This is a genomic window from Aliarcobacter vitoriensis, from assembly GCF_048320235.1.
GTDB classification, from domain to species: Bacteria; Campylobacterota; Campylobacteria; order Campylobacterales; family Arcobacteraceae; genus Aliarcobacter; species Aliarcobacter vitoriensis.
The window spans coordinates 179,248-204,138 of record NZ_CP182882.1; the positions used below are offsets into that span (position 1 = coordinate 179,248).

General features: G+C 26.2%; 25 protein-coding genes. 13 read left to right on the plus strand and 12 right to left on the minus strand.

Features of this window, described 5'->3' with window-relative positions; all coding sequences use genetic code 11:
* The first annotated feature begins 25 nt into the window (after nucleotides 1–25).
* Nucleotides 26–505 (plus strand): hypothetical protein, encoded by a 480-nt coding sequence (locus ACNSOS_RS00960; protein WP_418185587.1) that lies wholly within the window; start codon nucleotides 26–28, stop codon nucleotides 503–505.
* Here ACNSOS_RS00960 and ACNSOS_RS00965 read toward each other — a convergent pair.
* The 6 genes from ACNSOS_RS00965 to bamA are packed head-to-tail and all read right to left on the minus strand — an operon-like array spanning nucleotide 471 to nucleotide 8,340.
* The gene (locus tag ACNSOS_RS00965; protein WP_418185588.1) at nucleotides 471–2,132 is read right to left on the minus strand and encodes a lytic transglycosylase domain-containing protein; all 1,662 of its coding nucleotides are present in this window, start codon (nucleotides 2,130–2,132) and stop codon (nucleotides 471–473) included. The two genes, ACNSOS_RS00960 and ACNSOS_RS00965, sit on opposite strands and share 35 nt — an antisense overlap.
* Nucleotides 2,133–2,136: 4 nt before the next feature.
* Nucleotides 2,137–2,409, minus strand: coding sequence for a YggT family protein (locus ACNSOS_RS00970; RefSeq protein WP_113892630.1), 273 nt, complete (start codon nucleotides 2,407–2,409; stop codon nucleotides 2,137–2,139).
* On the minus strand, nucleotides 2,406–3,707 hold the full coding sequence (gltX, locus tag ACNSOS_RS00975) for a glutamate--tRNA ligase (RefSeq protein ID WP_418185589.1): 1,302 nt from the start codon (nucleotides 3,705–3,707) through the stop codon (nucleotides 2,406–2,408). The genes ACNSOS_RS00970 and gltX overlap by 4 nt, the downstream gene beginning before the upstream one ends.
* Nucleotides 3,708–3,709: 2 nt before the next feature.
* Nucleotides 3,710–4,948, minus strand: a complete 1,239-nt coding sequence (locus ACNSOS_RS00980; protein WP_418185590.1) for a M16 family metallopeptidase — start codon at nucleotides 4,946–4,948, stop codon at nucleotides 3,710–3,712.
* A 60-nt stretch (nucleotides 4,949–5,008) separates the two neighbouring features.
* Nucleotides 5,009–6,082 carry a dehypoxanthine futalosine cyclase gene (locus ACNSOS_RS00985; RefSeq protein WP_418185591.1) on the minus strand — a complete coding sequence of 358 codons (1,074 nt, stop codon included), beginning with the start codon at nucleotides 6,080–6,082 and terminating at the stop codon, nucleotides 5,009–5,011.
* Complete coding sequence (bamA, locus tag ACNSOS_RS00990) at nucleotides 6,082–8,340, minus strand: outer membrane protein assembly factor BamA (RefSeq protein ID WP_418185592.1); 2,259 nt, start codon at nucleotides 8,338–8,340, stop codon at nucleotides 6,082–6,084. Before bamA ends, ACNSOS_RS00985 begins: the two co-directional genes overlap by 1 nt.
* Nucleotides 8,341–8,439: 99 nt before the next feature.
* Here bamA and ACNSOS_RS00995 point away from each other — a divergent pair, with 99 nt between their 5' ends.
* From ACNSOS_RS00995 to comJ, 7 genes are all read left to right on the plus strand, one after another.
* Entirely contained in the window at nucleotides 8,440–9,276 is an 837-nt protein-coding gene (locus ACNSOS_RS00995; protein ID WP_418185593.1) for a prephenate dehydrogenase, read from the plus strand.
* Between the two features lie 12 nt (nucleotides 9,277–9,288).
* A complete protein-coding gene (locus ACNSOS_RS01000; protein WP_418185594.1) occupies nucleotides 9,289–12,177 on the plus strand; it encodes an Eco57I restriction-modification methylase domain-containing protein in 2,889 nt (962 codons plus the stop codon).
* 80 nt (nucleotides 12,178–12,257) lie between these two features.
* Nucleotides 12,258–13,115 (plus strand): hypothetical protein, encoded by an 858-nt coding sequence (locus tag ACNSOS_RS01005; RefSeq protein ID WP_418185595.1) that lies wholly within the window; start codon nucleotides 12,258–12,260, stop codon nucleotides 13,113–13,115.
* A gap of 4 nt (nucleotides 13,116–13,119) precedes the next feature.
* Nucleotides 13,120–13,425: a hypothetical protein gene (locus ACNSOS_RS01010; protein ID WP_418185596.1), complete on the plus strand. Its 306-nt coding sequence runs from the start codon at nucleotides 13,120–13,122 to the stop codon at nucleotides 13,423–13,425.
* A gap of 76 nt (nucleotides 13,426–13,501) precedes the next feature.
* Nucleotides 13,502–13,810 carry a hypothetical protein gene (locus tag ACNSOS_RS01015; RefSeq protein ID WP_418185597.1) on the plus strand — a complete coding sequence of 103 codons (309 nt, stop codon included), beginning with the start codon at nucleotides 13,502–13,504 and terminating at the stop codon, nucleotides 13,808–13,810.
* A 66-nt stretch (nucleotides 13,811–13,876) separates the two neighbouring features.
* A complete protein-coding gene (gene fic / locus ACNSOS_RS01020; RefSeq protein WP_418185598.1) occupies nucleotides 13,877–14,422 on the plus strand; it encodes a protein adenylyltransferase Fic in 546 nt (181 codons plus the stop codon).
* Between the two features lie 36 nt (nucleotides 14,423–14,458).
* Nucleotides 14,459–14,920 (plus strand): competence protein ComJ, encoded by a 462-nt coding sequence (gene comJ / locus ACNSOS_RS01025; protein ID WP_418185599.1) that lies wholly within the window; start codon nucleotides 14,459–14,461, stop codon nucleotides 14,918–14,920.
* On the opposite strand, the gene folP is transcribed toward comJ, so the two are convergent.
* Genes folP through ACNSOS_RS01050 form a run of 5 tightly spaced genes read right to left on the minus strand, consistent with a single transcriptional unit; the run spans nucleotide 14,917 to nucleotide 18,957 of the window.
* Entirely contained in the window at nucleotides 14,917–16,056 is a 1,140-nt protein-coding gene (gene folP, locus ACNSOS_RS01030) for a dihydropteroate synthase (RefSeq protein ID WP_418185600.1), read from the minus strand. The genes comJ and folP overlap by 4 nt on opposite strands.
* Nucleotides 16,056–16,679: a DNA polymerase III subunit delta' gene (locus ACNSOS_RS01035; protein ID WP_418185601.1), complete on the minus strand. Its 624-nt coding sequence runs from the start codon at nucleotides 16,677–16,679 to the stop codon at nucleotides 16,056–16,058. The genes folP and ACNSOS_RS01035 overlap by 1 nt, the downstream gene beginning before the upstream one ends.
* A 2-nt stretch (nucleotides 16,680–16,681) precedes the next feature.
* Nucleotides 16,682–17,233, minus strand: a complete 552-nt coding sequence (locus tag ACNSOS_RS01040; protein ID WP_113892607.1) for a HobA family DNA replication regulator — start codon at nucleotides 17,231–17,233, stop codon at nucleotides 16,682–16,684.
* Nucleotides 17,234–17,235: 2 nt separating this feature from the next.
* A complete protein-coding gene (locus ACNSOS_RS01045; RefSeq protein WP_113892605.1) occupies nucleotides 17,236–18,447 on the minus strand; it encodes an aspartate kinase in 1,212 nt (403 codons plus the stop codon).
* A gap of 18 nt (nucleotides 18,448–18,465) precedes the next feature.
* The gene (locus tag ACNSOS_RS01050; protein ID WP_113892603.1) at nucleotides 18,466–18,957 is read right to left on the minus strand and encodes an RNA pyrophosphohydrolase; all 492 of its coding nucleotides are present in this window, start codon (nucleotides 18,955–18,957) and stop codon (nucleotides 18,466–18,468) included.
* A 55-nt stretch (nucleotides 18,958–19,012) separates the two neighbouring features.
* Here ACNSOS_RS01050 and hemW point away from each other — a divergent pair, with 55 nt between their 5' ends.
* From hemW to ACNSOS_RS01075, 5 genes are read left to right on the plus strand one after another with little or no spacing between them, the layout of a single operon-like run.
* The gene (hemW, locus tag ACNSOS_RS01055) at nucleotides 19,013–20,104 is read left to right on the plus strand and encodes a radical SAM family heme chaperone HemW (RefSeq protein WP_418185602.1); all 1,092 of its coding nucleotides are present in this window, start codon (nucleotides 19,013–19,015) and stop codon (nucleotides 20,102–20,104) included.
* A gap of 24 nt (nucleotides 20,105–20,128) precedes the next feature.
* Complete coding sequence (gene prmC / locus ACNSOS_RS01060) at nucleotides 20,129–20,968, plus strand: peptide chain release factor N(5)-glutamine methyltransferase (protein WP_418185603.1); 840 nt, start codon at nucleotides 20,129–20,131, stop codon at nucleotides 20,966–20,968.
* Nucleotides 20,961–22,925: a M3 family metallopeptidase gene (locus tag ACNSOS_RS01065; protein ID WP_418185604.1), complete on the plus strand. Its 1,965-nt coding sequence runs from the start codon at nucleotides 20,961–20,963 to the stop codon at nucleotides 22,923–22,925. The genes prmC and ACNSOS_RS01065 overlap by 8 nt, the downstream gene beginning before the upstream one ends.
* A 54-nt stretch (nucleotides 22,926–22,979) precedes the next feature.
* On the plus strand, nucleotides 22,980–23,480 hold the full coding sequence (locus ACNSOS_RS01070; protein WP_418185605.1) for a hypothetical protein: 501 nt from the start codon (nucleotides 22,980–22,982) through the stop codon (nucleotides 23,478–23,480).
* Nucleotides 23,481–23,493: 13 nt separating this feature from the next.
* Nucleotides 23,494–23,772 carry a hypothetical protein gene (locus ACNSOS_RS01075; protein ID WP_418185606.1) on the plus strand — a complete coding sequence of 93 codons (279 nt, stop codon included), beginning with the start codon at nucleotides 23,494–23,496 and terminating at the stop codon, nucleotides 23,770–23,772.
* A gap of 6 nt (nucleotides 23,773–23,778) precedes the next feature.
* On the opposite strand, the gene ACNSOS_RS01080 is transcribed toward ACNSOS_RS01075, so the two are convergent.
* On the minus strand, nucleotides 23,779–24,831 hold the full coding sequence (locus tag ACNSOS_RS01080) for a tyrosine-type recombinase/integrase (protein ID WP_418185607.1): 1,053 nt from the start codon (nucleotides 24,829–24,831) through the stop codon (nucleotides 23,779–23,781).
* Between the last annotated feature and the right edge of the window lie 60 nt (nucleotides 24,832–24,891).

A 24,891-nucleotide genomic window follows, 5' to 3' on the forward strand; every position in this document is an offset into this window, starting at 1 on the left:
ATCCTTCCTTTGCAAAGGGGCTTTTATGAAAAAAATTTTATTTTTATCTGCAATTTCATTTTTAATGATATCTTGTACACCTAAAAACAGTGCTTTTAGATATTTTGATAAAGGTGATATAGAAGCAAATGCTACTAGATATACAAAAAAAGCAGATATTATTAGTAATAACCAAGTAGATATTACATTTATGGCAACTTATTTAAATAAATTAAATCCTAGATTAGATGAAAAAGAGGATAGCTTTTTGGTCTATGTATATTTTTCAAATTTAGAAAATCAAGATATAAAATCTAATAATTACGAGATTTTATTAAACGGTAAAGTTCCAACATATATAGAAAAATTAGAAAAAGATGATGAAAATTACAAAAATATGATGCTTAGAAATTTTTGGGGGACTTACTATTTAGTAAAATTTAATAACCAAGAGCTAGTTTCAAAACTAAATATAGTTTTAAAACCTAAGTCTAATGATGCCACACTAATTTTTGAAAAATACTAGATAGTGAAATTTTATTTTCACTATTTAAATAGTTATTATATATATAAAAGTTTGCTAAAACTTTTTTCCCATATTCTCTTGTTTCCTTATAAGAAATCATCTCCATACTTAAGAATGGTTCAAATTCATTTTTATCTTTAAATAAACCTCTTTTTAGTTGAGTTCTAGTATATCCAGCTCCACCGTTGTAAGCATATGCTATAAAAAGTGGATTACTATCAAATTGTTTGATTAAACTATCAAGATGAAAACTTGCATATTCTATGTTTTTTTCTGGAAGAAATTGATCGTAAATATTGTAATCTTCATTTAATTTTTTTGCTATATCTTTTGATAAAAAAGGCATTATTTGCATAACTCCCATAGCACCTGAAAATGATATAGAAGAGGGTATAAATCTACTCTCTTGTCTTGCAATAGAGTAGATTAAAACCTCTTTATAAATACCATATTTTTTAACTAAATCTTCATAAGGAGTTATGAAGTATTGAACTCTAAATTTATTAAATCTTTCTAAAATAAAAGCTAAATGAGGTTCAGTTGATTTGTTACTGAATAAATTTTTATATTTTGCCAATTTTATTTCATCAAGATTTGTTCTACTATCTTGATTTACTTCCATCCAAGAAAAAACATCATAAATATCATAATAACTATCTTCATTTTTTAAATCTACTTTATGAATAATATTATCAACTTTAACACCTAACATCTCTTTTGCATACAAAGAGTATAAATTTGCATCTAAACTTTTTGATAATTCATCTAAATAACTATTCTCTTTTGTTACCAAATATAGCCAAAAGAGTGCTTTATCTTTGTCTTCTCGTAAATTTGCTATATTATTTGAAGTTGTAAAAAACTCTTTTGCAGCTACTAAATTAGTATGATTTACAGCATTTATACCTAGAAGAAATTGAAGTTCAGCTGTTAAAGTTTTGTTTGTTTGTAGATTATCAAAAGATTTTTGCAAAATTTTTAGGTTTTTATTGTAAATAACTGTTCTTAAAAATTTTTCAAAATCTTTATGAGAACTTATATTTGTTAGAAACTGATTTTCTAATGATTTGTTAAAATATTTATTTCTAAAATCATCACTTACATCAAAGAAAATTCTCAAAAATCTATCTACTCCAGATTTTTTCAATTCTTCAAAAGGATTTTGTGCTATTAAAATCTGTAAATCTTTTTTTAGTGTAGGGTAGGGGTCAAGTTTTGATATAAAAAAGTTTAAATCACTTTTTGATAAATCTGAAGTTTTTTTCAATGATGCAAGTCCCAATGCAATACATTTTGAATCAGCAATTTTAAGCTGTTCAATTGTAGCGTTGTAACAAAATCTATCTTCAGGAGTTAGTTTATCATTAAATTTTTGTTTAAATGCTCTATCTAATAGTGAGTTTCTACCATTTCTCATATCATAGGCTTTTTTTGCATCTTCATAAGAAAGTTCAGTATTTTCCATGTACTGGAGGATAAAAAAGTCTTTTGCTGAAGATTTTGGCTTATTTTCTAACCAATCAAGAGACACTTTAAAATCTTTTTGCATAAAGTCAGTTTTAGGAACATTTGCAAAAAGATTTAAAGACAAAGAGAAAAAAAGTATTACTTTAAATATTTGTAACATATCTTTATAAAAGTACTTTTGAAAGGAATGTTTCTAAAAATATTAAAGCAAAAATCAAAATAATTGGTGCTAAATCAATACCGCCAAAAACGGTAGGTATAAATTGCCTCATTTTTGCATAAACAGGTTCAGTTAATCTTTGTAGCATCTGAACTATTGGATTATAAGGATCAGGTCTAACCCAAGATAAAAGAGCAGAGATTATAACAACCCACTTATACAGAAAAATAATACTAAATAATATAGTTAAAAACGAACTAATTAATGCATCTATCATCTTACAATTTCTCCTAAATAGTTTTTAATAAATGGATAAATATCAGCTAGATTTGGTCCATTTTCAGTTCCCGTTAAAATAAATCTTAATGGTTTAAATAGATTTTTCCCTTTAAGTGCTGTTTTTTCAACTACATAATTTTTTAGTTCATCATAAGTTTCAAAATAAGTGGCATTTTTTAAAGACTCTTTTATAATTTTAAATTCATCTTCAAAACCTTCTAAACTATTTTTTTGGCTAAAAATATCATCTATTTTTGATTTTATCTCTTTTGTAGTGCTTGTTTCTTCTAAATATAGTTTTGCTAATTTACCAATATCAGCATCAGCAAATCCTAAAATCTTAGATAATCTCATATCATCAAGCATTTCTATGTGTTTTCTATTTATAAATCTTAATTTGTCTATATCGAATTTTGCACTACTTTTTGAAACATTTTCTATTTTAAACCAATCTATTGCTTCTTCAAGTGTAAAAATCTCTGTTGGAGTTTTATTACCCATTAAAACTAAATAGTTTGCTATTGCACTTGGTAAAAAACCTTGTTCAATAAGCCATTTTACACTACTTGCATCATCTCTTTTACTCATTTTTTTACCAGTTTGAGCATTTAAAATTATTGGTAAATGAACATATTTTATCTCTTTTGTATATCCTAAACTATTTCTTATATGTATCTGTTTTGGAGTATTTGAAATATGGTCTTCACCACGTATAACAATACTTATATCCATAAGCATATCATCAACAGAACAAGCATAGTTATAAGTTGGAGTTTTATCTTGTCTTAAAATAATAAAACTATCTATATCAAAAGGAGCATAATCAAAATCACCTTTTAAAATATCAGTAAATTTTATATTTTGTTCTGGCTTTTTTAGTCTTACTGTAAATGGAGCATTTGTATTTAAAACTGTTTCATCACTCAAATTCTCACAAAAATTATCATATCTAAAAGGTATTCCCTTTTTTATACTCTCTTCTTTTAGCTCTTCAAGTTTTTCATCACTACAAAAACAGGCAAATGCTTTTTTTTCAGTCATTAATTGAAGAGCCATTTTTTGGTGATACTTTAAGTTGGCACTTTGATAAAATAGGCTTTCATATTCAATAGAAAAAAGATTTAATATCTCTAAAATCTCTTTGTCTTTACCTTCAATATTTCTTTCTTTATCTGTATCTTCTATTCTTATTATTAAACCTTCATTTAGTTGTTTTGCTACAATATAGTTGAAAACTGCAACTCTTAGGTTTCCTATGTGCATATCACCAGTTGGACTTGGGGCAAATCTTAACAAAATTATCTCCTTACTATTGAGAATGTTAAATTATTTATCTCTTTATGAGATCTTATATATTCATTTAAATCTTCAAGTTTTAAATCTTTAATTTTTTCTAACTCAGTTTTAGGATAATCTTGACTTAAATCTCTAAAAAACAACATAAATGCTCTATTCAATCTTTGTGCTAAAGTTTCAGTTCTTAAAGGTTCACTTCCCATTAAAAAGTTTTTAGCTGCATCAAGTTCTTCTTGTGTTACACCATTTTCTACAAACTCTTTAACTAAACTTTTTACAAGCTCTTTTGCTTCATCTGAACTCTCATTTTTTGTTTGTAAATAACCACTAAAATAAGAGTAAGATTTATTTATAGATATATTTCCATAAGCACTATATGCTAATCCTCTTTTAACTCTTATCTCTTCCATAAGTCTTGAACCAAATCCAGAACCACCTAAAATAAATGAAGCAACTTTTGCTTTATAATTATTTTCATCTTTTGAATCTACATCAAAAGAGCTTCCAAAGTATATATAAGCTTGTTCTGTCTCTTTTTTGAATATTTTTTCATCTTTTTTTGATATGAATTCAATTTTTGAAGATTGTGAAACTTCTCCTACTTCTAAAATATTTAAAATAGGTTTTATCAAAGTTTCTAATTCAGAAACTGTAAAATCCCCACCAGCAACGATTATCAAGTTATTTAGAACAAGATATTTTTTTATAAAAGTTTCAATATCTTTTAAGTCGATTTTTGAAATGCTTTCAATACTACCACTAGATGGATTTTCTAATGCTGTTCCTTTAAAAAGTAGGGTGTTTAGCTCTTTTTGTGCTATATAATCAAAGTCATTTTCTTTTCTTTTTAAACTTCCAATTTGTAAAGTTTTTATTTTTTCTAAACTATCTTGAGTTAAATTTGGAGATTTAAGTAAATCTTCTAAAAGTTTAACAGCAGTTTTTGATTTCTCTTTTAAACTTGAAAGTTCTATTACAAAAGTTTCATAACCATTTGAACTATTTATTGTAATAGCATTTTCATCTAAAGTTTGAGAAAATTTTGTAACTCCTAACTCTTTTGTTCCTTCATTTAATATTTTTGAAGATAGATTTGCTAGTCCTATATTACTTTTGTCTTGTCCATATCCAGCATTTTTAAAAACTAATTGTAAATTTAAAATAGGTAAATTTTTTTGTTCTTCAAATATTATAGGTATATTTACACCTTTAATACTTATTTCTTTTATCGTTGCACTCATTAAACTTCCTTGTAAAATAAAAAAAATATATAAAATATAGTTTATTGTTTTCATAAAATTCTAAAATCTCTCTAAAACATTATATGCAGTATCTCTTTTTGCAGGAATTTCACCGATATCTTTTATAAGTCTTATCATCTCATCTTGATTCATTCTATTTGATGCACCTGCTGCTTTTACAACATTTTCTTCCATCATTGTACTTCCCAAGTCATTTGCACCAAACTTTAGTGCCATTTGACCAATATATGAACCTTGAGTAACCCATGAACTTTGAAAATTTTTAAAATTATCTAAATATAGTCTTGAAACGGCTAACAATCTTAAGTATCTATTTGATGATTGTGGTTTTATCTCTGGATGTTCTTCAAGAAGTTGAGTGTTTTCACCTTGAAAACTCCACATAACAAATGCTCTAAATCCACCAGTTTCATCTTGTAATTTTCGTAAGTGTTCCCAGTGTTCAATTATCTCTTCATCAGTTTCAACTGTTCCAAACATCATAGTTGCAGTTGTTTTCATCCCAATAGAGTGAGCAAGTCTATGAACTTCTAGCCATTCATCTGTATCCATTTTTTTAGGAGCAATTATATCTCTTACTCTATCAGATAAAATCTCAGCTCCAGCTCCTGGAATTGAGCTTAACCCTTTTGCTTGAAGTCTTTTTAATACTTCAAGTTTCGATATTCTTGAAACTCTTGCTATAAAATCTATTTCTATTGCTGAAAATCCATGAATTGTAATTTGAGGATATTTTGTATGTATATGTTCTACCAATTCTTCGTAATAATCAATTTTTAAATTTGGATGAACTCCACCTTGAAATAAGATTTGTGTTCCACCAATTTCTAAAAGTTCTTCTATTTTTTTATCTATTTCATCAAATTTTAAAACATAAGAATCATCATCTTTTTTATGTCTATAAAATGCACAAAATTTACAATCAACCCAACAAACATTAGTATAGTTTATGTTTCTATCAACTATAAATGTTGTGATTTTGTCTTTATGAAATTGGGCTTTTTTTTGACTAGCTAATTCACCTAACTCAATTAAAGAAGCATTTTTAATTAAAAATAAGGCTTCTTCATTGCTAATACGTCTTTTTATATCAATCTCTAATTTTTTTACCATTAGAAACTTGCTCCAAATGAGAACTCAAATGATGATGTTTCATCACCTGGTTTTTTACCAATTGGTTTAGCAAATATTAATTGTAGTGGACCCATCGGAGATATCCACTCTAATAAAAGACCAGTCCCTGATCTTTTTATATCACTAAATGAATCTTGACCAATCATACCATAATCATAAAATGCTCCCCATCTCATTTTTGCACTTGGAACTAAAGGAAAGCTAATTTCAGCTGAATTTGACCACATTTTTTTATATGGATCTGTTCTTTCTCCTGTTTCATTATTTGGGAAGGCATAAGATTTGTATCCTCTTAGAGTTCTAGGACCACCTAAATATAGAGAATCTCCTTGATTTATTTGACCATTATCTATTAACATTCTAGCTTGTGTTTTAAATCTTAAAACCCAATCAAGTTCTGTTAAATCTTCTAAAGAGTAAAAATATCTTAAACTTGCACTTGGTTTGATATATTTTGAATCTCCACCAACACCAGCATATTCAGCCGAAACATTCGCTCTGAAACCTTCTGTTGGAAAGTAAAAATCATTTGTATTGTCAAAATTTATATATGGAGTAATAGCACTATTTACATAATCTTGATTTTCAAATGGAAGCTTTTCTCTTTTTTTAATATCATCTAATGTTGCTTGATCATAATCATATTTTTCATCTATAAAGTCAAGACTATATTTAGCTCCAACGTAAGTATTTCTTATCACTTCTTTTCCTACACCAACAGAAAACCCTTTTGTTTTTATATCAGAATCATATTTACTTCTTCTGATTTCATTATCAGTTGAGTGAATTTCAACTTCTCCATTGTAATCACTATCATTGATTGCAGGATTTTTTAGACTTAACTCAAATCTACTTGATCTTTTTGATAAATCAGCACTTAATCCTAAAGCTAATCCAGAACCAAATATATTTGCATCGCTGATAGAACCATTTACCATGAATTTATCATAAGAACCATATCCTCCACCAAGCATTAAGCTTCCAGTTGGAGCTTCTGTTACTTTTACGATGATATCCATCTTATCTTCACTAATTCTTTTTTCTTCAAACTGTACATCATCAAAAAATCTTGAACGCTTAAGTTTGTTTGTAGCATCTTTAATATCAGTAAGATTGTACAAATCACCAGGAGCTAAATATACATCTCTTCTTACAACTCTATCTAAAGTTCTTGTATTTCCAGCTATTTTTACATCATTTATATATACTTGTTTTCCTGGAATTACATTGAAAACAACATCTACAAGATTTTCTTCTTCATTTTTCTTTAAATCAAATCTAACTTCTGCAAAAGCATAACCTTTATCAGCTACTAAAGTTTTTATATATTCTTGATCATCTCTCAATCTTTTAATATTAAAAGTTCTATCTTTTTTTAGTTTTAAATCATCATATATAGTATCTGGATCAACAATAGAAGAGTCTAAAAATATTGTTATATCTTTTGTAGTATATTTTTCTCCTTCTTTTATGAAGAAGTCTAATTTAGCTTGGTTTGAAGCAAAATCAATATCTAAAAATGGCTCTTTAACCTCTGCATCTAAAAAACCTTTTTCAAAATATAAGTCATTTATTCTTCTTGCATCATATTTTAGTTGGTCGATTTTCACTTCACCATCATTTTGTCCAAACCACCAAGAAGCAAACTCTTTTTCTTTATTTGCTGTAACTTTATCAAAATCATCTTGTTCTAAATTGTCAGCACCATGATAATTTGCTTTTTTGATGATAATTTCATCACCTTTGTTTACATTGAAAGTTACTTTTAAAGATTCATCACTTAAGTTTTCAGTTTCCACTTCTACAACAGAGTTTATATAACCTTCACTTTCAAGCATTTTTAAAAGAGTATCTTTTGCTTCTTTTACTCTTTTCTCACTATACATAGAACCTTTATTCAGTTTTATAACTTTTTTAAGTGCATCTACATCTTCACTTCTAGTTTTGTAACCTTTTATATCAACATTTGCAATTGATGGTTTTTCTTTGAAAATAAGTTTGATATTTCCATCGTCATTTAATGCTTGAATATCATCAAAATATCCATAGCTATAAAATTTAATTATTGCATCATTTAATTTATTCTCATCTAAATTATCCCCAGTTTTCATATTCAGTGTTTCATTTAAAACTTGTGGAGAAACTTTACTTACATTTTTATATTCAATTGATTTAATACTACTTGCACTTAGCACGCTAGCACAAGCTAAAGACAAAATAATTGTTCGATTTTTCACAAATATCCTTATTTTCAAAAATAAAACAATAATATATCTAAATATAGTTTACATAAATCTAAAGTAGTGTATAATTTCGCTCGATTTTTAATAAAAGGTATGATTTTGAATATAGGAATTATCGGTTTAGGACTTATGGGAGGTTCTTTAGCAAAAGCTGTAAAAAGATACGGTATTGCTTCAAAAGTTTATGGTTTTACAAATAGTGAAAAAAATAAAAAAGATATTATGGATTTGAATTTAGTTGATGAGTTGGTTGATTTAGAAACTCTTAAAAAAGTATCTGATGTGATTATCTTAGCTATTCCTGTTGATGCGATAATATCTATGTTTCCAAACTTTTTAGATATAGATGAAAATACAACTATTATAGATATGGGTTCTACTAAAGAGTATATTGTAAAAAGTATTCCACCAAAAATAAGAAAAAACTTTATTGCAGCACATCCTATGACAGGAACTGAAAAATCAGGACCGAAAGCTGCTATTGATGATTTGTATGAGGGAAAAACTGTTGTTTTTTGTGATTTAGAAGACAATGCAAATATTCATGTAAATAGAGCTTTTAAGATTTTTCAAGAAATAGGTATGAGAATAGTAGTTATGGATAGCCATATACACGATATAAATGCTTGTTATATCTCTCATTTACCTCATATTATCTCTTTTTCTTTAGCAAATACTGTTATGAGTCATCAAAATCCAAAAGAGATTATCGCTTTGGCGGCTGGTGGATTTAAAGATATGAGTAGAATTGCAAAATCAAGCCCTAGAATGTGGGGAGATATTTTTAAACAGAATAGAGAAAACCTTTTATCTTCTATTGAGTCATTTGAAGAACAGTTAAATAGTGCTAAAAAGTTAATACAAAACGAAAAATATGAAGAACTTGAAGAGTGGATGAAAAAAGCAAATACTTTGCATGAGATTTTGTAAAAGGATTATTTTATGTTTCAAAAGAGTGTTATAGATAGTTTCAAACAAGATGAGAGTTTGGTTGCCACTAGATGGGCAGCTTTTCAAAACTACAAAGCCAAAATAGAAGCGATAAAAGATTTCAAAGAAGAAGAGTATCAAGATGGCTTTTTAAAAGATATTTTTGAGTCTTGTTTGGGATACACTCTAAAAACTACAAATCCAAGCTCTTTTAATCTTGAAAGAGAAAAGAAAAATGAAACAGATAATAAAAAAGCTGATGGAGTTATATATCAAGATAACCAAATCACAGCTGTAATAGAACTAAAAGCACAAGATACTAAAAATCTTGATAAGGTTCAACAACAAGCATTTTATTATCTATCTCAACACTCGAATGCTAAATATGTGATAATCTCAAACTTTGATGAGATAAGGTTTTATATAGAAAAAAGTACAGCTTATGAAAAATTTAGCCTTTTTAATCTTGATTATGAAGAGTTTAAAAAGCTTCATCTTTTACTATCATATGAGAGTATAAAAGAGCAAATTCCACTTAAAATAAAAGAAAAATCAAATCTTTTTGAGCAAAATATTTCAAAAGAACTTTATAAAGATTTTTCACTATTTAGAACAGCACTTTTTGAAAATATTGTAAAAAACAATGAAAATATAGATAAATCAACACTTTTGCGACTTACACAAAAACTATGTGATAGGATAATATTTATACTATTTGCAGAAGATAGAGGACTTTTAAATACAAATACTGTAAAAGAGATAAGAGAAGAGTTTTTAAATCAAAAGTTCACAAACTACTCTTTATATGATATTTATAAGTTTTATTTTGAAGCTATAAATAGTGGAAATGATAGATTACAAATACCAAAATATAATGGTGGATTATTTGCTAAAGATGAACTTCTTGACTCTATTATAATAGATGATGAAATACTAGATGAAAAAGCACAAAAGCTTTCAAACTATGATTTTGCAAGTGAAATATCTGTAAATATTTTAGGACATATTTTTGAGCAAAGTTTAACAGACCTTGAAGAACTCCAAGCAAATATAGAAAATACAAGCTTTGATAAAACAAAATCAAAAAGAAAAAAAGATGGAGTTTTTTATACACCTGAATATATCACTAAATATATTGTAGAAAATACACTTGGAAAACTAATAAAAGAAAAAAGAGAAGAGTTAAATATAGTAGATATAAACTCTCCCAAAAATCTAAAAAAACTATCAAAAGATGAACAACAAATAAAAGATAATCTTGAAATATATAAAAATTGGCTTTTTGAACTAAAAATACTTGACCCTGCTTGTGGAAGTGGAGCATTTTTAAATCAAGCTTTAGAATATCTAATATCTGAACATAAAAATCTACAAAATGATTTGGCTTTGATGGGAGATTTATTTGCTTCATATCAAGTAGAAGAGAGTATTTTAGAACATAATTTATATGGTGTAGATATAAATGAAGATGCTGTTGAAATAGCAAAATTAAGTTTGTGGCTACGAACTGCACAAAAAGGAAGAGTTTTAACAAAACTTAGTGATAAAATAATTTGTGCAAATTCACTTTTAGAGATTCCATTTAGTGAAAATAGTTTTGATGTGGTTATTGGAAATCCGCCTTATGTAAGACAAGAAGCGATAAAAGAGCAAAAAGAAGCTTTGAGTAAAATCTATAAAGTTTATCATGGAAGTGCAGATTTATATGTTTATTTTGTTGAATTAGGATTAAATTTACTTAAAAATAATGGATTGTTTAGTTACATTTTTCCAAATAAGTGGCTAAAAACTTCTTATGGAAAACCTTTAAGACAATTTTTAAAGACCTATAATATTCAATCAATTATTGATTTTGGTGATTTACAAATTTTTGAGGGTGCAACTACATATCCTTTAATTTTAACAATTTCAAATAGTAATCAAAATGAATATTTTAAAAGTTATCAATTAAAAGAAATAAATGAAGACTTACAATCAATTTTAGAAAATAAAGCAGATAATGTAACTTTTAAATCATTATCAGATGATGGTTGGAATATTTTCGATTTTAATCTTTTACAAAAATTACATAGAAATACTATTTTGCTTCATGAATATACAAATGGAGAAATTTTTTATGGAATTAAAACAGGTTTAAATGAAGCTTTTGTAATAGATAAAAATAAAAAAGATGAAATAATTAAAAAAGATAGTAAATCTATTGAAATCATAAAACCTCTTTTAAGAGGAAGAGATATTTCCAAATATGAAATAAATTTTGCAGAACAATATTTAATTTATGCTCATAATAAAATTAATATTGAGGATTATCCAGCAGTAAAAGAACATTTAGAAACATACAAAAATAAATTAGAAAAAAGAGCAGGGAAACAATTATGGTGGCAACTACAAAGTAATAGCTTTAAAGATTTTGATAAACCTAAAATATTATATATGGAAATGCAAACTAGAAATTCATTTTGCTTAGATAATAAAGGTAGCTATGCTGTAAATAATAAAATATATATTTATCCTCAAAAAGATAATTATTTGCTATCAATACTAAATTCAGCAATAACTTGGTACTTAATATCTAAATTTTGTACACAAATACAAAATGGATATCAAATTAGTTATGATTATCTTAAACAAATACCAATCCCAAAAATAGATGAAGAATCACAAAAACCATTTATAAAACTTGTAGATGAGATTTTGGAAGCTAAACAAAAAATAAAAGATTATAAACCTCTTTTAGATGAAGCTATAAAAACCAATAACTTTGATAGAGAAATTGCACTTAAAAAAGAGCTTGAAAATTTAGAAAATATCTGCACTACAAATGAAAAGACTATCGACCAAATGGTTTATAAACTTTATGATTTAACTCCTGATGAGATTAAAATTGTGGAAAATAATTAAAAAACATTACAATTTGTAATAAAATTTCTTATTTCAAAAACTTTATGTTATTATTTAGCAATTTTAGAATAGGAGTTTTTGTGAAAGAATTAAATAAAAATTTAGAAAGCATATTTGATAATTCAGCTCTAAATTTTTTTTATGATAATAATCATAAATTAATAAACTTATATAAGCCAATGCTAAATTATAAATTAGGAATATCATCTGAGTTATTAGAAATTGGAAAAAATTTCCAAGATAATAATAGTGGTTTATTAAAAATATTAAAGCCTTTATCAGATTTTCAAAATACTCTTAATAATTTTTCTAATGTATTTAAAGGAATAACATCAGATTTACAAAAAAATTTTGAAGAATTACCAGAGAAATTAAAATCATCAATTATGATATTGGCAAATGAAGGTTGGTTCGTTTCAAATGATATATCTTTACAATTATTATTAGAAATAAATCACAAACAAATTGATGAAATAGAAGAAGAATTAATTTTATATTATGAAGAAAAATTAGATCTAATTCAAGCAAAATTGATAGAAACATTTCCAAATAGAGCTTCTATTTTGAGTAATGCATTTGATGCACATAAAAATGAAATGTATGAGTTATCAGTTCCTGTATTTTTAATTCAAGCAGATGGAATTTGTCTTGATTTAATCAATCGTAATTTTTTTGGTAAAAGAGATAATGAAAAATATTTTGAAGATTATATAAAATCAAATGTATCTGGTGCAATAACTGAAGAGTTTTTGAGACCACTAAAAGAGAAAATACCACTTGTTCAAAATGAAAAACAAAGAAGTGAAAATTTTAATAAATTAAATAGACATTTAATACTTCATGGTGGATGTACAGATTATGCAAATAAAATAAATAGTTTAAAGTCAATATCGTTTATAAGTTATTTATTTGATAATTTATCTAAACAAAAAAGGTAAAAAAATGGTTAGAAAAATTATTATTAAAATTTTAGAACCTGATTGGTATATTGAAGATAGAGAGCTTCTTGAAAAAGGAGAGTATAAAGGAGATGAGTATTATGCACATTTCGATGTTTTAGATGAAAAAATTACATATTTACATGATTGTATAAGTGTAAAAATTGATGACAAAATCAAAGAAGATAAAAGATTTTTAGAAGTTTGTGAGTTTATATATCTTGTAGATGATAAAGAACAAAAGAGATTTACAGGCACTTTTATAGATGCACTAGAGTTTATAAAAAAAGAGGGTAGCTTTTATGGATAATATATAAAAATCAAAATTTATATATTTTTTATGGTAAATTCACTATAATATTTCATATTAAATTTAGGAGTAAATTATGGTAAGTTATACACAAAATGAACTTTTATCAATTACAGATTTCACAAAACAAATAAGCAAAATCTTAACAGATGTAAAAGAGAGAAGCTTGGAAAAAGTTGGGATTTTAAAAAACAATCGACTTGAAGCAGTAGTTATTTCTATACAAGAGTATGAAAAACTAAAAAAGCTTGAAGAGTTTTTAGAATATTTGGAGCATAAAGAGATTTTTGAAGTTGTAGAACAAAGAAAAAAGGAGCCAAAAGACAGTTATATCTCTTTGAAAGATATGGCAAAGAAGTTTAACATAAATTTGGATAATTTGTAATGTACTCTTTAAAACTTCATGATAAAGTTTATGATAATTCAAAGATTTCTTTAATAAAGGTTAAAAATGAAAGATATAGATAAACAAAGTTTAGAAAAAGCATATCAATTATTTGAAAGTTGTGATATAGATAAAATTGAAGTTGGAACTTTGAAAGGCTTACAACAAATACATAAATATCTTTTTGATGGGCTTTATCTATTTGCTGGAGAATTAAGAGAGTTAAATATCTCAAAAGGTGGATTTAGATTTGCAAATAGCTTATATCTAAAAGAAATATTGCCAAAAATTGAACAAATGCCACAAAGTAATTTTAAAGAGATTATTGAAAAATATGTTGAAATGAATATTGCTCATCCTTTTTTAGAGGGAAATGGAAGAACCATGAGAATATGGCTAGATATGATACTCAAAAAAGAACTTAAAAAAGTAGTAGATTGGCAAAATGTAAGTAAAGAGTTATATCTTCAAGCAATGGAGAGAAGCCCTATAAACGATTTAGAAATAAGAACATTATTAGGTGAAAATTTAACACCTAAAGTAGAAGATAGAGAAGTTATATTTAAAGGTATTGAACAGTCTTATTACTATGAGGGATATAAAAAAGATTAAAAATAATTACAAAGTTTTAAAAAAAGGAACATAAATATGCCACAATCAATAGATTTTAAAATCTCAAACCATGAAATAAAAATCAAATCAGTTTTATTCTCACAAGAAAATATAGATTGGGATGATGAAGGGTTAGAGCAGGGTGTTAGTTTTGGGAAAGGTTATGCTATTTTTGATCCAATTGCTGAGGGTGAATTTTTTGCAAAAATCAATATTTCTTTAAAAAGTAGTTATGAAAAAGACAAAAATGCCTTGAGAGCAATAGTTGTTCCTTTTGAAGTTATTAGTGCAAATAATATTTATCTTTTATCTATGGAAACTTACCATAAAATCGATATTAATTTAGAAAAAGCAGAGTATTCTTTGTATTTTGAAGTTTGTGAACCAGAAGATATAGATGAAGTTTACTACAATATCACATTTGTAAAAGAAAAAACAAAAGCTAGATATTTGATAGACGATATTTTTGGAGCAAAAAAAGAAACTGAAATTTTTTAATTTATATTTTCTATTGCTTCAAAAACTTTTATAGCTTGATAGTGTTCTTTTACATCATGACATCTTATAATTGAAGCACCATATCGTATTGATTCAAGATGAATGGCTATTGTTCCACTAAGTCTATTTTCAATAGCAGTTGGAGTTATCATATCTATCATAGATTTTCTACTTGCACCTATTAGAAGCTCATATCCAAAATGTTTAAAATGTTCTAAGTTTTTAAGTAAAAGTAGATTGTGTTCCAAAGTTTTACCAAAACCAATTCCTACATCTAAAACTATATCATTTACTCCAAAACTCTTTGCTTTTTCTATTCGTTTAGTAAAAAAATCGTCAATTTCAACTACAACATCTTCATAATATGGATTATTTTGCATATTTGTTTGATTATTTTGCATATGCATAATGATTGCAAGGGCATTATATTTTGCTACGAGTTTACAAACTTCATCATTTTCTAAGCCTGTTATATCATTTACTATTTTAAATCCATAATTTAAAACATACTCTATAACTTCTGGCTCAAAAGAGTCAATAGAAAAATCAACCTTTTCAAAATATCTGTTTTTATAAATAGTTTGAACTATATCTTTTAAACGATTAAGCTCTTCATCAGGACTTACAGGTAAACTTCCAGGACGACTTGAAACTGCACCAATATCTATGATATTCGCACCATCTTCTATCATTTTTTCTATTCTTTGACAAGCTTGAGAGTTATCAAATCTACTATTTTTAAAAAAAGAGTCCTCATTTGCATTTAAAACACCCATAATTTTTGTATGATAGTTTTGTTCTTTTACATAATCTTTTAAAGTTTTAGCCAACTCTTTTAGTCCAAAAGGTTGTGCTAACTCTTTTTTACTTAAAATCTCAAAATGCTTAGTTGTCCCTATAAGTAAGGCATTTACATATTTATCACGGGCTACGATAACTCCATTTGGAACAGCTAAATCTGCACCTATTGATAAAGCATCTTGCTTTAAGATATTTGCAGCTCCTACATGTAAATCTTTTATAAAAAGTGTATGTAGTTTTGATTTTTTTGATAATATCGAAATACCACCACTATCACAACCTAATTTTTCAAAAAACTTTTTTGTATCACTTAGTGATACTTTATATGTTTTCATTAATTATTTTCTCTTTCTAGTATTGATAAAAGAAGATATGTTAGGATATTTGAAGGTTTTGAATTAAGTTCTAGTAACTTAATAGATTTAAAAAATACATCTAATTCATCTTTATTTAGCTTTATATTTTCTTTATTTACTTTTAGTAAAATTGACTCAACAATACTTATAGCTTCATATTTTGTAACTCTTTGATTTTCTTTAACAAAGTTATATATATCTTTCAAATCCATTCTTTTTATATCTAAAGCAATCTCATCTTTTACTATTGATTTTTTAAGATTTTTATATGGCAATCTTGAGTAAATGGTAGGTAATAATGAGTTTTTAGATGATACAAGTATTATAAAAACTACATTATGTGGTGGTTCTTCTAAGATTTTTAAAAGAGCATTTTGTGCTTCTACTCTAAAAGTTGCTCCACATAAAAATAGATATTTTATCTCATTTGAAGCTATATAAGCCTCTTTTATAGCTTGATTTGCTTGTGCTATTTGGAATTCATCTTTTTCTTCATTTTTAATAACTCTTATTGAGTGTATTGGATAGTTTGGTAATAGTAGATTTAAACTTTCTTCTATATTATTTACTATTAAAATTGTAGAGTTATTAAAAATATCCAATTTTAACTCTCTACATTAATTTCAGCAAAAAGTGCAGCACTTAGTGTTCTATTATATAATCTAAACATTTGTAAAAGTTTCATATCAAGTCCATCATCATTTGATTTAAGATTGATTGTACCTTGTCTTTCTTCATCAAAAACCCATAAAAACGAACTTTTTGTAATTTTTGCTAAAGTTGCTCTAGTATCTTGGCTTTTCCCAATATACCAAAAACAGTATCCATTTGGAAAAGATATCTTTAACATATCTTGAATATTTGAGATATCATCTTCTGATTTTAAAGAATCTATTTGTTTGTAAAATGAACTAAAATCATAAAATGGTAAAAATGGTCTATTTAATTTATTTGAATTAATATTTGATAAAATATAGCTTAAAAACCAATCTCTATCTTTATCTGTGATTATTAAAACTGAGTAGTTTTTATCCAAAATATTTGTAATATTTTTAGATACAAGTGGTGCCCACTCAAATTTTTTCTCTTCTAACCAAGGAGATATAAGTCTATCTTCCCTGATTGTATCTACTGTCCAATTAAGAAATTCTTGCACTACTATTTATCCAATTCATAAGCATCATGTAAAGCACGAACAGCTAATTCAGCATATTTCTCATCTATAATCATAGAAATTTTAATCTCACTTGTTGAGATAATTCTTATATTTATATTCTCATTTGCTAAAGCTGTAAATGCTTTTGAAGCAACTCCAGTGTGAGATTTCATTCCAACACCTACAATAGAAACTTTACAAATAGCTTCATTGTAATCAATATTTTTTGCTTCAGCAGTAAATTGAGTCATAACTTTTTTACAAATTTCCAGATCTGTTGTAGGAATTGTAAAATCCAAATCTGTTGTTCCGTCCAATCCTCTTGTTTGAACAATCATATCTACATTTATATTTTTATCAGCCAAAGCTGTAAATATAGCACTTGCAACACCTGGTCTATCTATAACTCCATACATTCCAACTCTAACTTGATTTTTATCTAAAGCTATCCCACTTACTATTGGTTTTTCCATAATATTCTCTTCCTTTGTGATTAATGTACCTTCAACTTCTGGTGTAAAGCTACTTCTTGATACTAAATTTACATTTAATTTTTTTGCCATCTCTACTGATCTGTTTTGTAGAACTTTTGCACCTAAACTTGCAAGTTCTAACATCTCATCATAAGATATTTTTTCTAGTTTTTTAGCTTTTGGTTCAATTCTTGGATCTGTTGTATAGATACCATCAACATCTGTATAAATCTCACAAACATCAGCTTTTATAGCTCCTGCAATTGCAACAGCAGATAAATCACTTCCTCCACGTCCTAAAGTTGTAACTCTTGAACCGTCCAATGTTACCCCTTGAAAACCTGCAACTATGATTGTATAACCATCTTTTATTGCATCTTTCATTTTTGATGTATCAATTTTTTCTATTCTAGCTTTTGTATGACAAGAATCTGTTAAAATCCCAGCTTCTCTTCCACTCATAGATATAGTTTTATATCCCATTTCATTCAAAGCAATAGAAAGTAAAGCCGATGTTACTCTTTCACCAGAACTTAATAACATATCCATTTCTTTTAAATCTGGAGTTTTTGTATAATATTGAGCATATTCAATAAGCTTATTTGTTTCTCCACTCATAGCAGAAACAATAGCTATAACATCATCACCATCATCTTTCATTTTTTTAATGATATTTGCAACATTTTGAATTCTATCAAGTGCACCAACACTTGTTCCACCAAACTTCAACACTTTTAACATCTGTTTTTCTTTCCTTTTTTAAATATAACCCTCTTGTTTAAAATACCTCAAAACTTGTTTGTAAACAGTTCTTTTAAAAAAAGTTATATATTCATAAATATCTTTAGTAGGTACAAATTTATATTCGCTAAATTCAGGAATTTCTGTATTTATATCTATTTTAGCACCCTTTTTTAGTTTTACTAAATAATATTTTTGCTTTTGACCATCAAATGGATACATTTTTTGAGCAATAGTAGGTGGAAACTCATAAGAGACCCAATTGGGATACTCTGCAATTATTTCCACATCTTTTGTTCCTATTTCCTCTTCAAGTTCTCTAAATAGAGCTTCTTTTGTAGTTTCACCATCATCAATTCCACCTTGTGGAAACTGCCATGCATTGTCAATATCTACTCTTGAGGCTATAAAAATTTCACATTTTGCTGGATATTTTGCTGATAATATAATAGCTGCAACATTTGGTCTAAAATTCTTTTTCTCTTTTTTAATCTCTTCTTTATCAGTCATAAATATAATTTTCCTTATAATTAGCCCGATATTTTATAAAATATAGGATTAAAAATTGCTTTTATACATACATATTCCTTTTTGTGATAGCAAGTGCTTTTATTGTGCTTTCAACTCATATACAACAAAAAACAAATTAAAAGAGAACTATATAAATGCCTTAAAAATACAACTTAAAGAGAATATTTTAAAGCATTTAAAAAAATCAAATAAACTTTTAAATACGATATTTATAGGTGGAGGAACTCCATCGACAATAGATGCTATTCTTTACAAAGATATTTTTGATATGTTAAAACCATATTTCTCAAAAGATATAGAGATAACTACTGAAGCAAATCCAAATTCAGCAACCTTTGAGTGGCAAAAACAAATGTTTGATTTGGGAGTAAATCGTATAAGTTTTGGAGTACAAAGTTTTAATGATAAAAAACTAAAATTTCTAGGAAGAAATCATAATGAAAATAGTGCTATAAAAGCTATACAAAATGCTAAAAGTATAGGATTTAATAGTATTAATTGTGATATTATTTATGGTGTTATAAATGATGATTTTGAACTTCTTAAAAAAGATTTTGATACCATTTTAACTTTAGGAATAGAACATATTAGTGCTTATTCATTGATAATAGAAGAGGGTACAAAATTTCATTTAAATGAGAAATCTTTAAATAAAACAAAACAGAGCCTAAAAATAGATGATGAAGAGTTATCATATAAGCTTTTTGATTATCTAAAAAGTATTGGTTTTGAACAATATGAAATAGCAAATTTTGCAAAAAATGATAATTTCCAATCAAAACATAATTTTGGTTATTGGGAACATAAAGAGTATTTGGGAGTTGGAGCAGGAGCTGTTGCTTACATAAATAAAAAACGGGAATATAGCCAAAAAAGTGTAGAAGAGTATATTGAAAATCCTACTTATATAGATACAGAAGAGTTAAATGATGAAGATATAAAGAGTGAAAAAGTTTTACTTGGATTTAGAAGTAAAGTTGGAGTAGCTCTAGATATTTTTAGTGATAAAGAACTAAAAAAAATTGATGATTTAGTACAAATAAATAAGATTTGTATAATAGAAAATATAGTTTATAATAATAACTTTCTATTAGCAGATGAAGTTTCTTTATATATCTTAGATTAAAAGTTTAAATAAAAAAGGTGTTAAATGACGATAAAAGATTGCGTTAAAAAGTTTTCTAGTGAATTAAAATTAGTTACGCATATTCCAGCAAAAGAAGTAGAGATACTAATAATGTATCTTTTAGATAAAAACTCTATTTGGCTTCATCTAAACTACAATAATGAGTTTGAAAAGGTGCAAGAACTAGAAAAACTTGTAAAACAAAGAGCTACAAATTATCCTTTAGAGTATATTATTGGTAAAGCATCATTTTATGGAGAACAATTTATTGTTGAGCAAGGAGTTCTTATCCCTCGTCCTGAAACAGAGCTTTTAGTTGATAATTGTTTAGAAATTTTAAAAGATTTAGAAAAACCCGTTAAAATACTAGAAATAGGTGTTGGAAGTGGGATAATATCTGTAATGTTAGCTTTATTAGTAGAAAATATAAAGATAATTGCAGTTGATATAAATCCTAAAGCTTTAGAATTGGCACAAAAAAATGCAAAAAAACATAATGTTTTAGATAAAATTGAGTTTCGTTTGAGTAATTTATATGAAAATGTTTTAGAAGATGATATTTTTATGACAATTTCAAATCCCCCATATATAGCAAATGACTATAAACTACCACAAAATGTAGAATTTGAACCTAAAAATGCACTTTTTGGTGGAATTGTTGGAGATGAGTTATTAAAAAATATAGTAAAAAATACAGCAGATAAAAAAATTTCATATCTTCTTTGTGAAATGGGATATGATCAAAAAGCCTCTTTAGAAAGCTTTTTTAAAAACTTTAATATTGAACAATATAGTTTTTACAAAGATTATGAGAGTTTTGATAGAGGATTTACAATAAAATTTAAAAAGGAAAAAGATGTTTAAAGAGTTTAATTTAGAAAATTTAGAGAAATCTAGTGTTATTTTAGAAGAGTTGTTAAATAGTAATAGAAAAAAAGTTGAAGAACTTTTAAAGATTGAAAATAAAACTTATAAAAATTTTGTTTTACCATTTCAAGAAATAGGGGAGAGTATCAATGAATTTATCACTCCAATATTTCATATTGATTCAGTTAAAAATTCAGAAATAACTTCAAAAGTATATGAAGAGTGCTTACCAATTATATCAAAATATGAAAGTGAGATAAGTCAAAATGAGAATATTTATATATCTTTAAAAGATATACAATATAATGAAAAAAATACTTTAAATAATATACAAAATAAAGTTTTAGAAAATGAGATAAGAGATTTTGAATTATCTGGTTGCAACTTAGATAATAACAAAAAGAAAAGACTTGAAGATATTGATTTATTAAAAAGTGAGTTGTCTCATAAATTTTCTCAAAACCTTTTAAAAGCTACAAATAGTTATGAATTGATTATTGAAGACTTTGAAGATGTAAAAGAGATACCACAATCTGATTTAGAACTAGCAAAATTTGAAGAAGATGGAAAAATAAAATATAAATTTACACTTCAAATGCCCTCTTATATGGCATATATGACTTATGGTTCAAATAGAGATAAAAGAGAAAAGCTATATAAAGCATACACTACAAGAGCTAGTGAAAATGGCAAAATAATAGAAGAACTTTTATCTTTAAAAGATGAAAAATCAAAAATATTAGGATTTGAAAACTTTGCACAATACTCACTAGCCACAAAAATGGCAAAAAATGAAGATGAAGTTGTAAATTTTTTAATTGAACTTGGAAAAAAAGCAAAACCAAAAGCTAAAAAAGAGTTAGAAGAAGTAAAAGAGTTAGCTTTAAAAGATGGAATTACAGATTTTAGACCTTCAGATATGAGTTATTATAGTGAAAAGCTAAAAAAAGCTCAATATGATTTAGATGAAGAGTATTATCGACCATATTTTGAACAAAATTCTGTTTTAAAAGGTTTTTTTGATTTTTTAGAGGCTATGTTTGGAGTTAAATTTACAAAAACTAAAGCAAAAGCTTGGGATGATAAAGTTCAAGTTTATGATTTGAGCGAAAATGGTAAAGTAAGTGCTAGAATTTACATAGATTTAGAGTCAAGAAAAGATAAAAGAGGTGGTGCTTGGATGAATAATTGGCACTCATATTTTAAAAATTCTAATGGAGATATAAATCTTCCAACAGCTTATATAGTAGGTAATTTTCCACAATCTACAAATGAAATACCTTCACTTTTAAGACATAGTGATGTTGTAACTCTTTTTCATGAAATGGGACATGCTCTGCATCATTTGTTAAGTAAAGTTGATGAACCATTTGTAAGTGGTATTTCTGGTGTTACATGGGATACAGTTGAATTTCCATCACAATTTTTAGAGTATTTTTCTTATGATAAAGATGTATTAAAATTGTTTGCAAAACATTATAAAACAGGTGAAGTTTTAGATGATGAAGCAATAAATAAGATAATAAAAGCAAAAAATTTCCAATCATCTATGGCTACTTTAAGACAAATAGAGTTTGCATTGTTTGATTTTAAACTTCATCAAGATTTATACAAAACTGAAGATGAAGTACAAAATTTACTTGATAGAATAAGAGAAGAGTTTGCAGTTATTATTCCACCAAAATATAATAAATTTCAAAATGGATTTTCACATATTTTTGCTGGTGGTTATAGTGCAGGGTATTACTCATATAAATGGGCTGAAGTACTAAGTGCTGATGCTTTTTATATGTTTATAGAGTCTGGAAATATATTTAATAAAGAGTTAGGACAAAAATATAAAGATTGTATTTTAAGTCAAGGAGGTTCATACAATATGGATAAGTTATTTTTTGATTTTGCACAAAGAAATCCAAAAGTTGAATCGTTATTAAAAATTGATGGAATTATTTAGCTAAATTTTGTAATAATACGGTTTTAATATATAACTAATAAGGATTTAATAACTATGACAAATGCAGAAACAATTTCAAAACTAAATAATGCTTTAAGTACCTTAATCAAGGCTTATGAAGAACTTCAAGGAGAGAATGAAGGTTTAAAAACAAGAATAAATGAGTTAGAAGAAGATGTATTTAACCTTGAGTTAGCAAAAGAGGACTTAGAGAAAAGTGTTGATGAGCTTAAGAATAATACAGAAGAAGATAAAACGCATATTTCAACTATGCTTGGACAAATTGAAACTATTTTAAATAAAAGTAGTGTTAATACACAAAATAGCATCTTAAGTGATGTTAATGTTAGCTCTTCAACTACTGAGTCAAATTTACAATCAGTAGATAATCTTTTGGGAATTTCTTATAATGAAACTGAAACAACAAATGAAGATGAAAAAGATGAAGAACCTAATATTTTAAATACATTTAGCAATGAAGAAAAATCTGAAGATGATAATAGAGTTGATTTAACTGATCCGAGATTGAACTCTTTATTGGGAATAAATCAGTAAAATAGAGTTTAAAGTGATATTTTGTATTGATAAAAATTCTATTTTAAATCTTTTTGGAGTTGAAAATTTCAACTTACTAGAAAGTACAATTGATAGTATGTCTCCATCATTAGTAGAGTATCATTTAGCTAATTTTTGTAATATTAGTGATGATATATCTTATTTCAACAAAAGAGATATTGAAAATAGTTTCTCTATCGGAGAATATAGCATTTATTTGGATTATGATGAAAATATATATTTAGAAGTACAAGAGTCAAATTTAGATAATTTGACTCAATCTTTTTGGTAAAAATATTTAAAAAATTTCTGTAGTTTTTTTCAATCTTTCTTTATCAAAATGAGTATAAATTCTACTTGTATTAATATCAGCATGACCTAAAGCTTCTTGTACAAGTATCAAATCATGGTGTTTTGAGTAAAGCAATGTAGCAAAAGAGTGCCGTAACATATGAGCTCCATTTTTTTCTTTTCGTATGCCAGCACTTATTAGTATATTTTCTACAACTCTACTAATATAAGCTTGCGTTAGCCTTTCACCTTTTTGATTACAAACAAGTAAATCATTTTGACAAACTCTCATATTTAACCAGTTTTGTAAGTCATTTTCAATGATATATTTTTTAATCATCACGACTCTTGGTTTATTTCCTTTTCCTCTAATTTGAAGCATATATACATCATCTTCTTTAAATAAATCTTTTATTTTTAAGTTTAAAACTTCACTAACCCTAACACCTGTGTAAATTATGATTTTTAAAATAAGTCTATTTCTATAAGCAGTATTATCTGTAAATTCAAAATTATCAATAGCTTCTAAAAACTTATCAATTTCATCTTTATTCATAAAAGAGGGTAGTTTAGTACCACTTTTACCACTTAAACCACCCCAATTTTTTAACTCAATTTTAAATAAATATGAACTTCCATCTTCATTTTCATTTTGTTTATCTATATATGAAAACAAAGATAGTAGGGCAATTCTATGATTTTTTTTACTTGCATCTGATAATGAACTTGTTTGACTAGCTAAAAAGTCACTAAGTAGTTCTTCATCAATTTCTTTCATAGAAGCTAAACCTAAAGAATTTGTATAGTTGTATAATTTTAAAAGAGGATTAAAATATGTATTTATACCACTTAAGCCAATATTTCTTGCTTCTTTTACTAAAATCTCCAATTCTTCAATAGATTTTGTACCTTTAACTAGGTTTTGAATAATTAAAGCTAACTTATCTTTATTTGTTACTTGTCGATTAGAAAGACTTGTAAGTTTATTTCTTACAAATCGTTCTATCCAAAAAAGTAAAGTACTATTAAAACTGTTTTTAAAATCTAATTCATATCTCACAGAGAACCTTTATAATGGGTTGCATTTAATAAAAAGATTGTATCAAAATATATATTAATA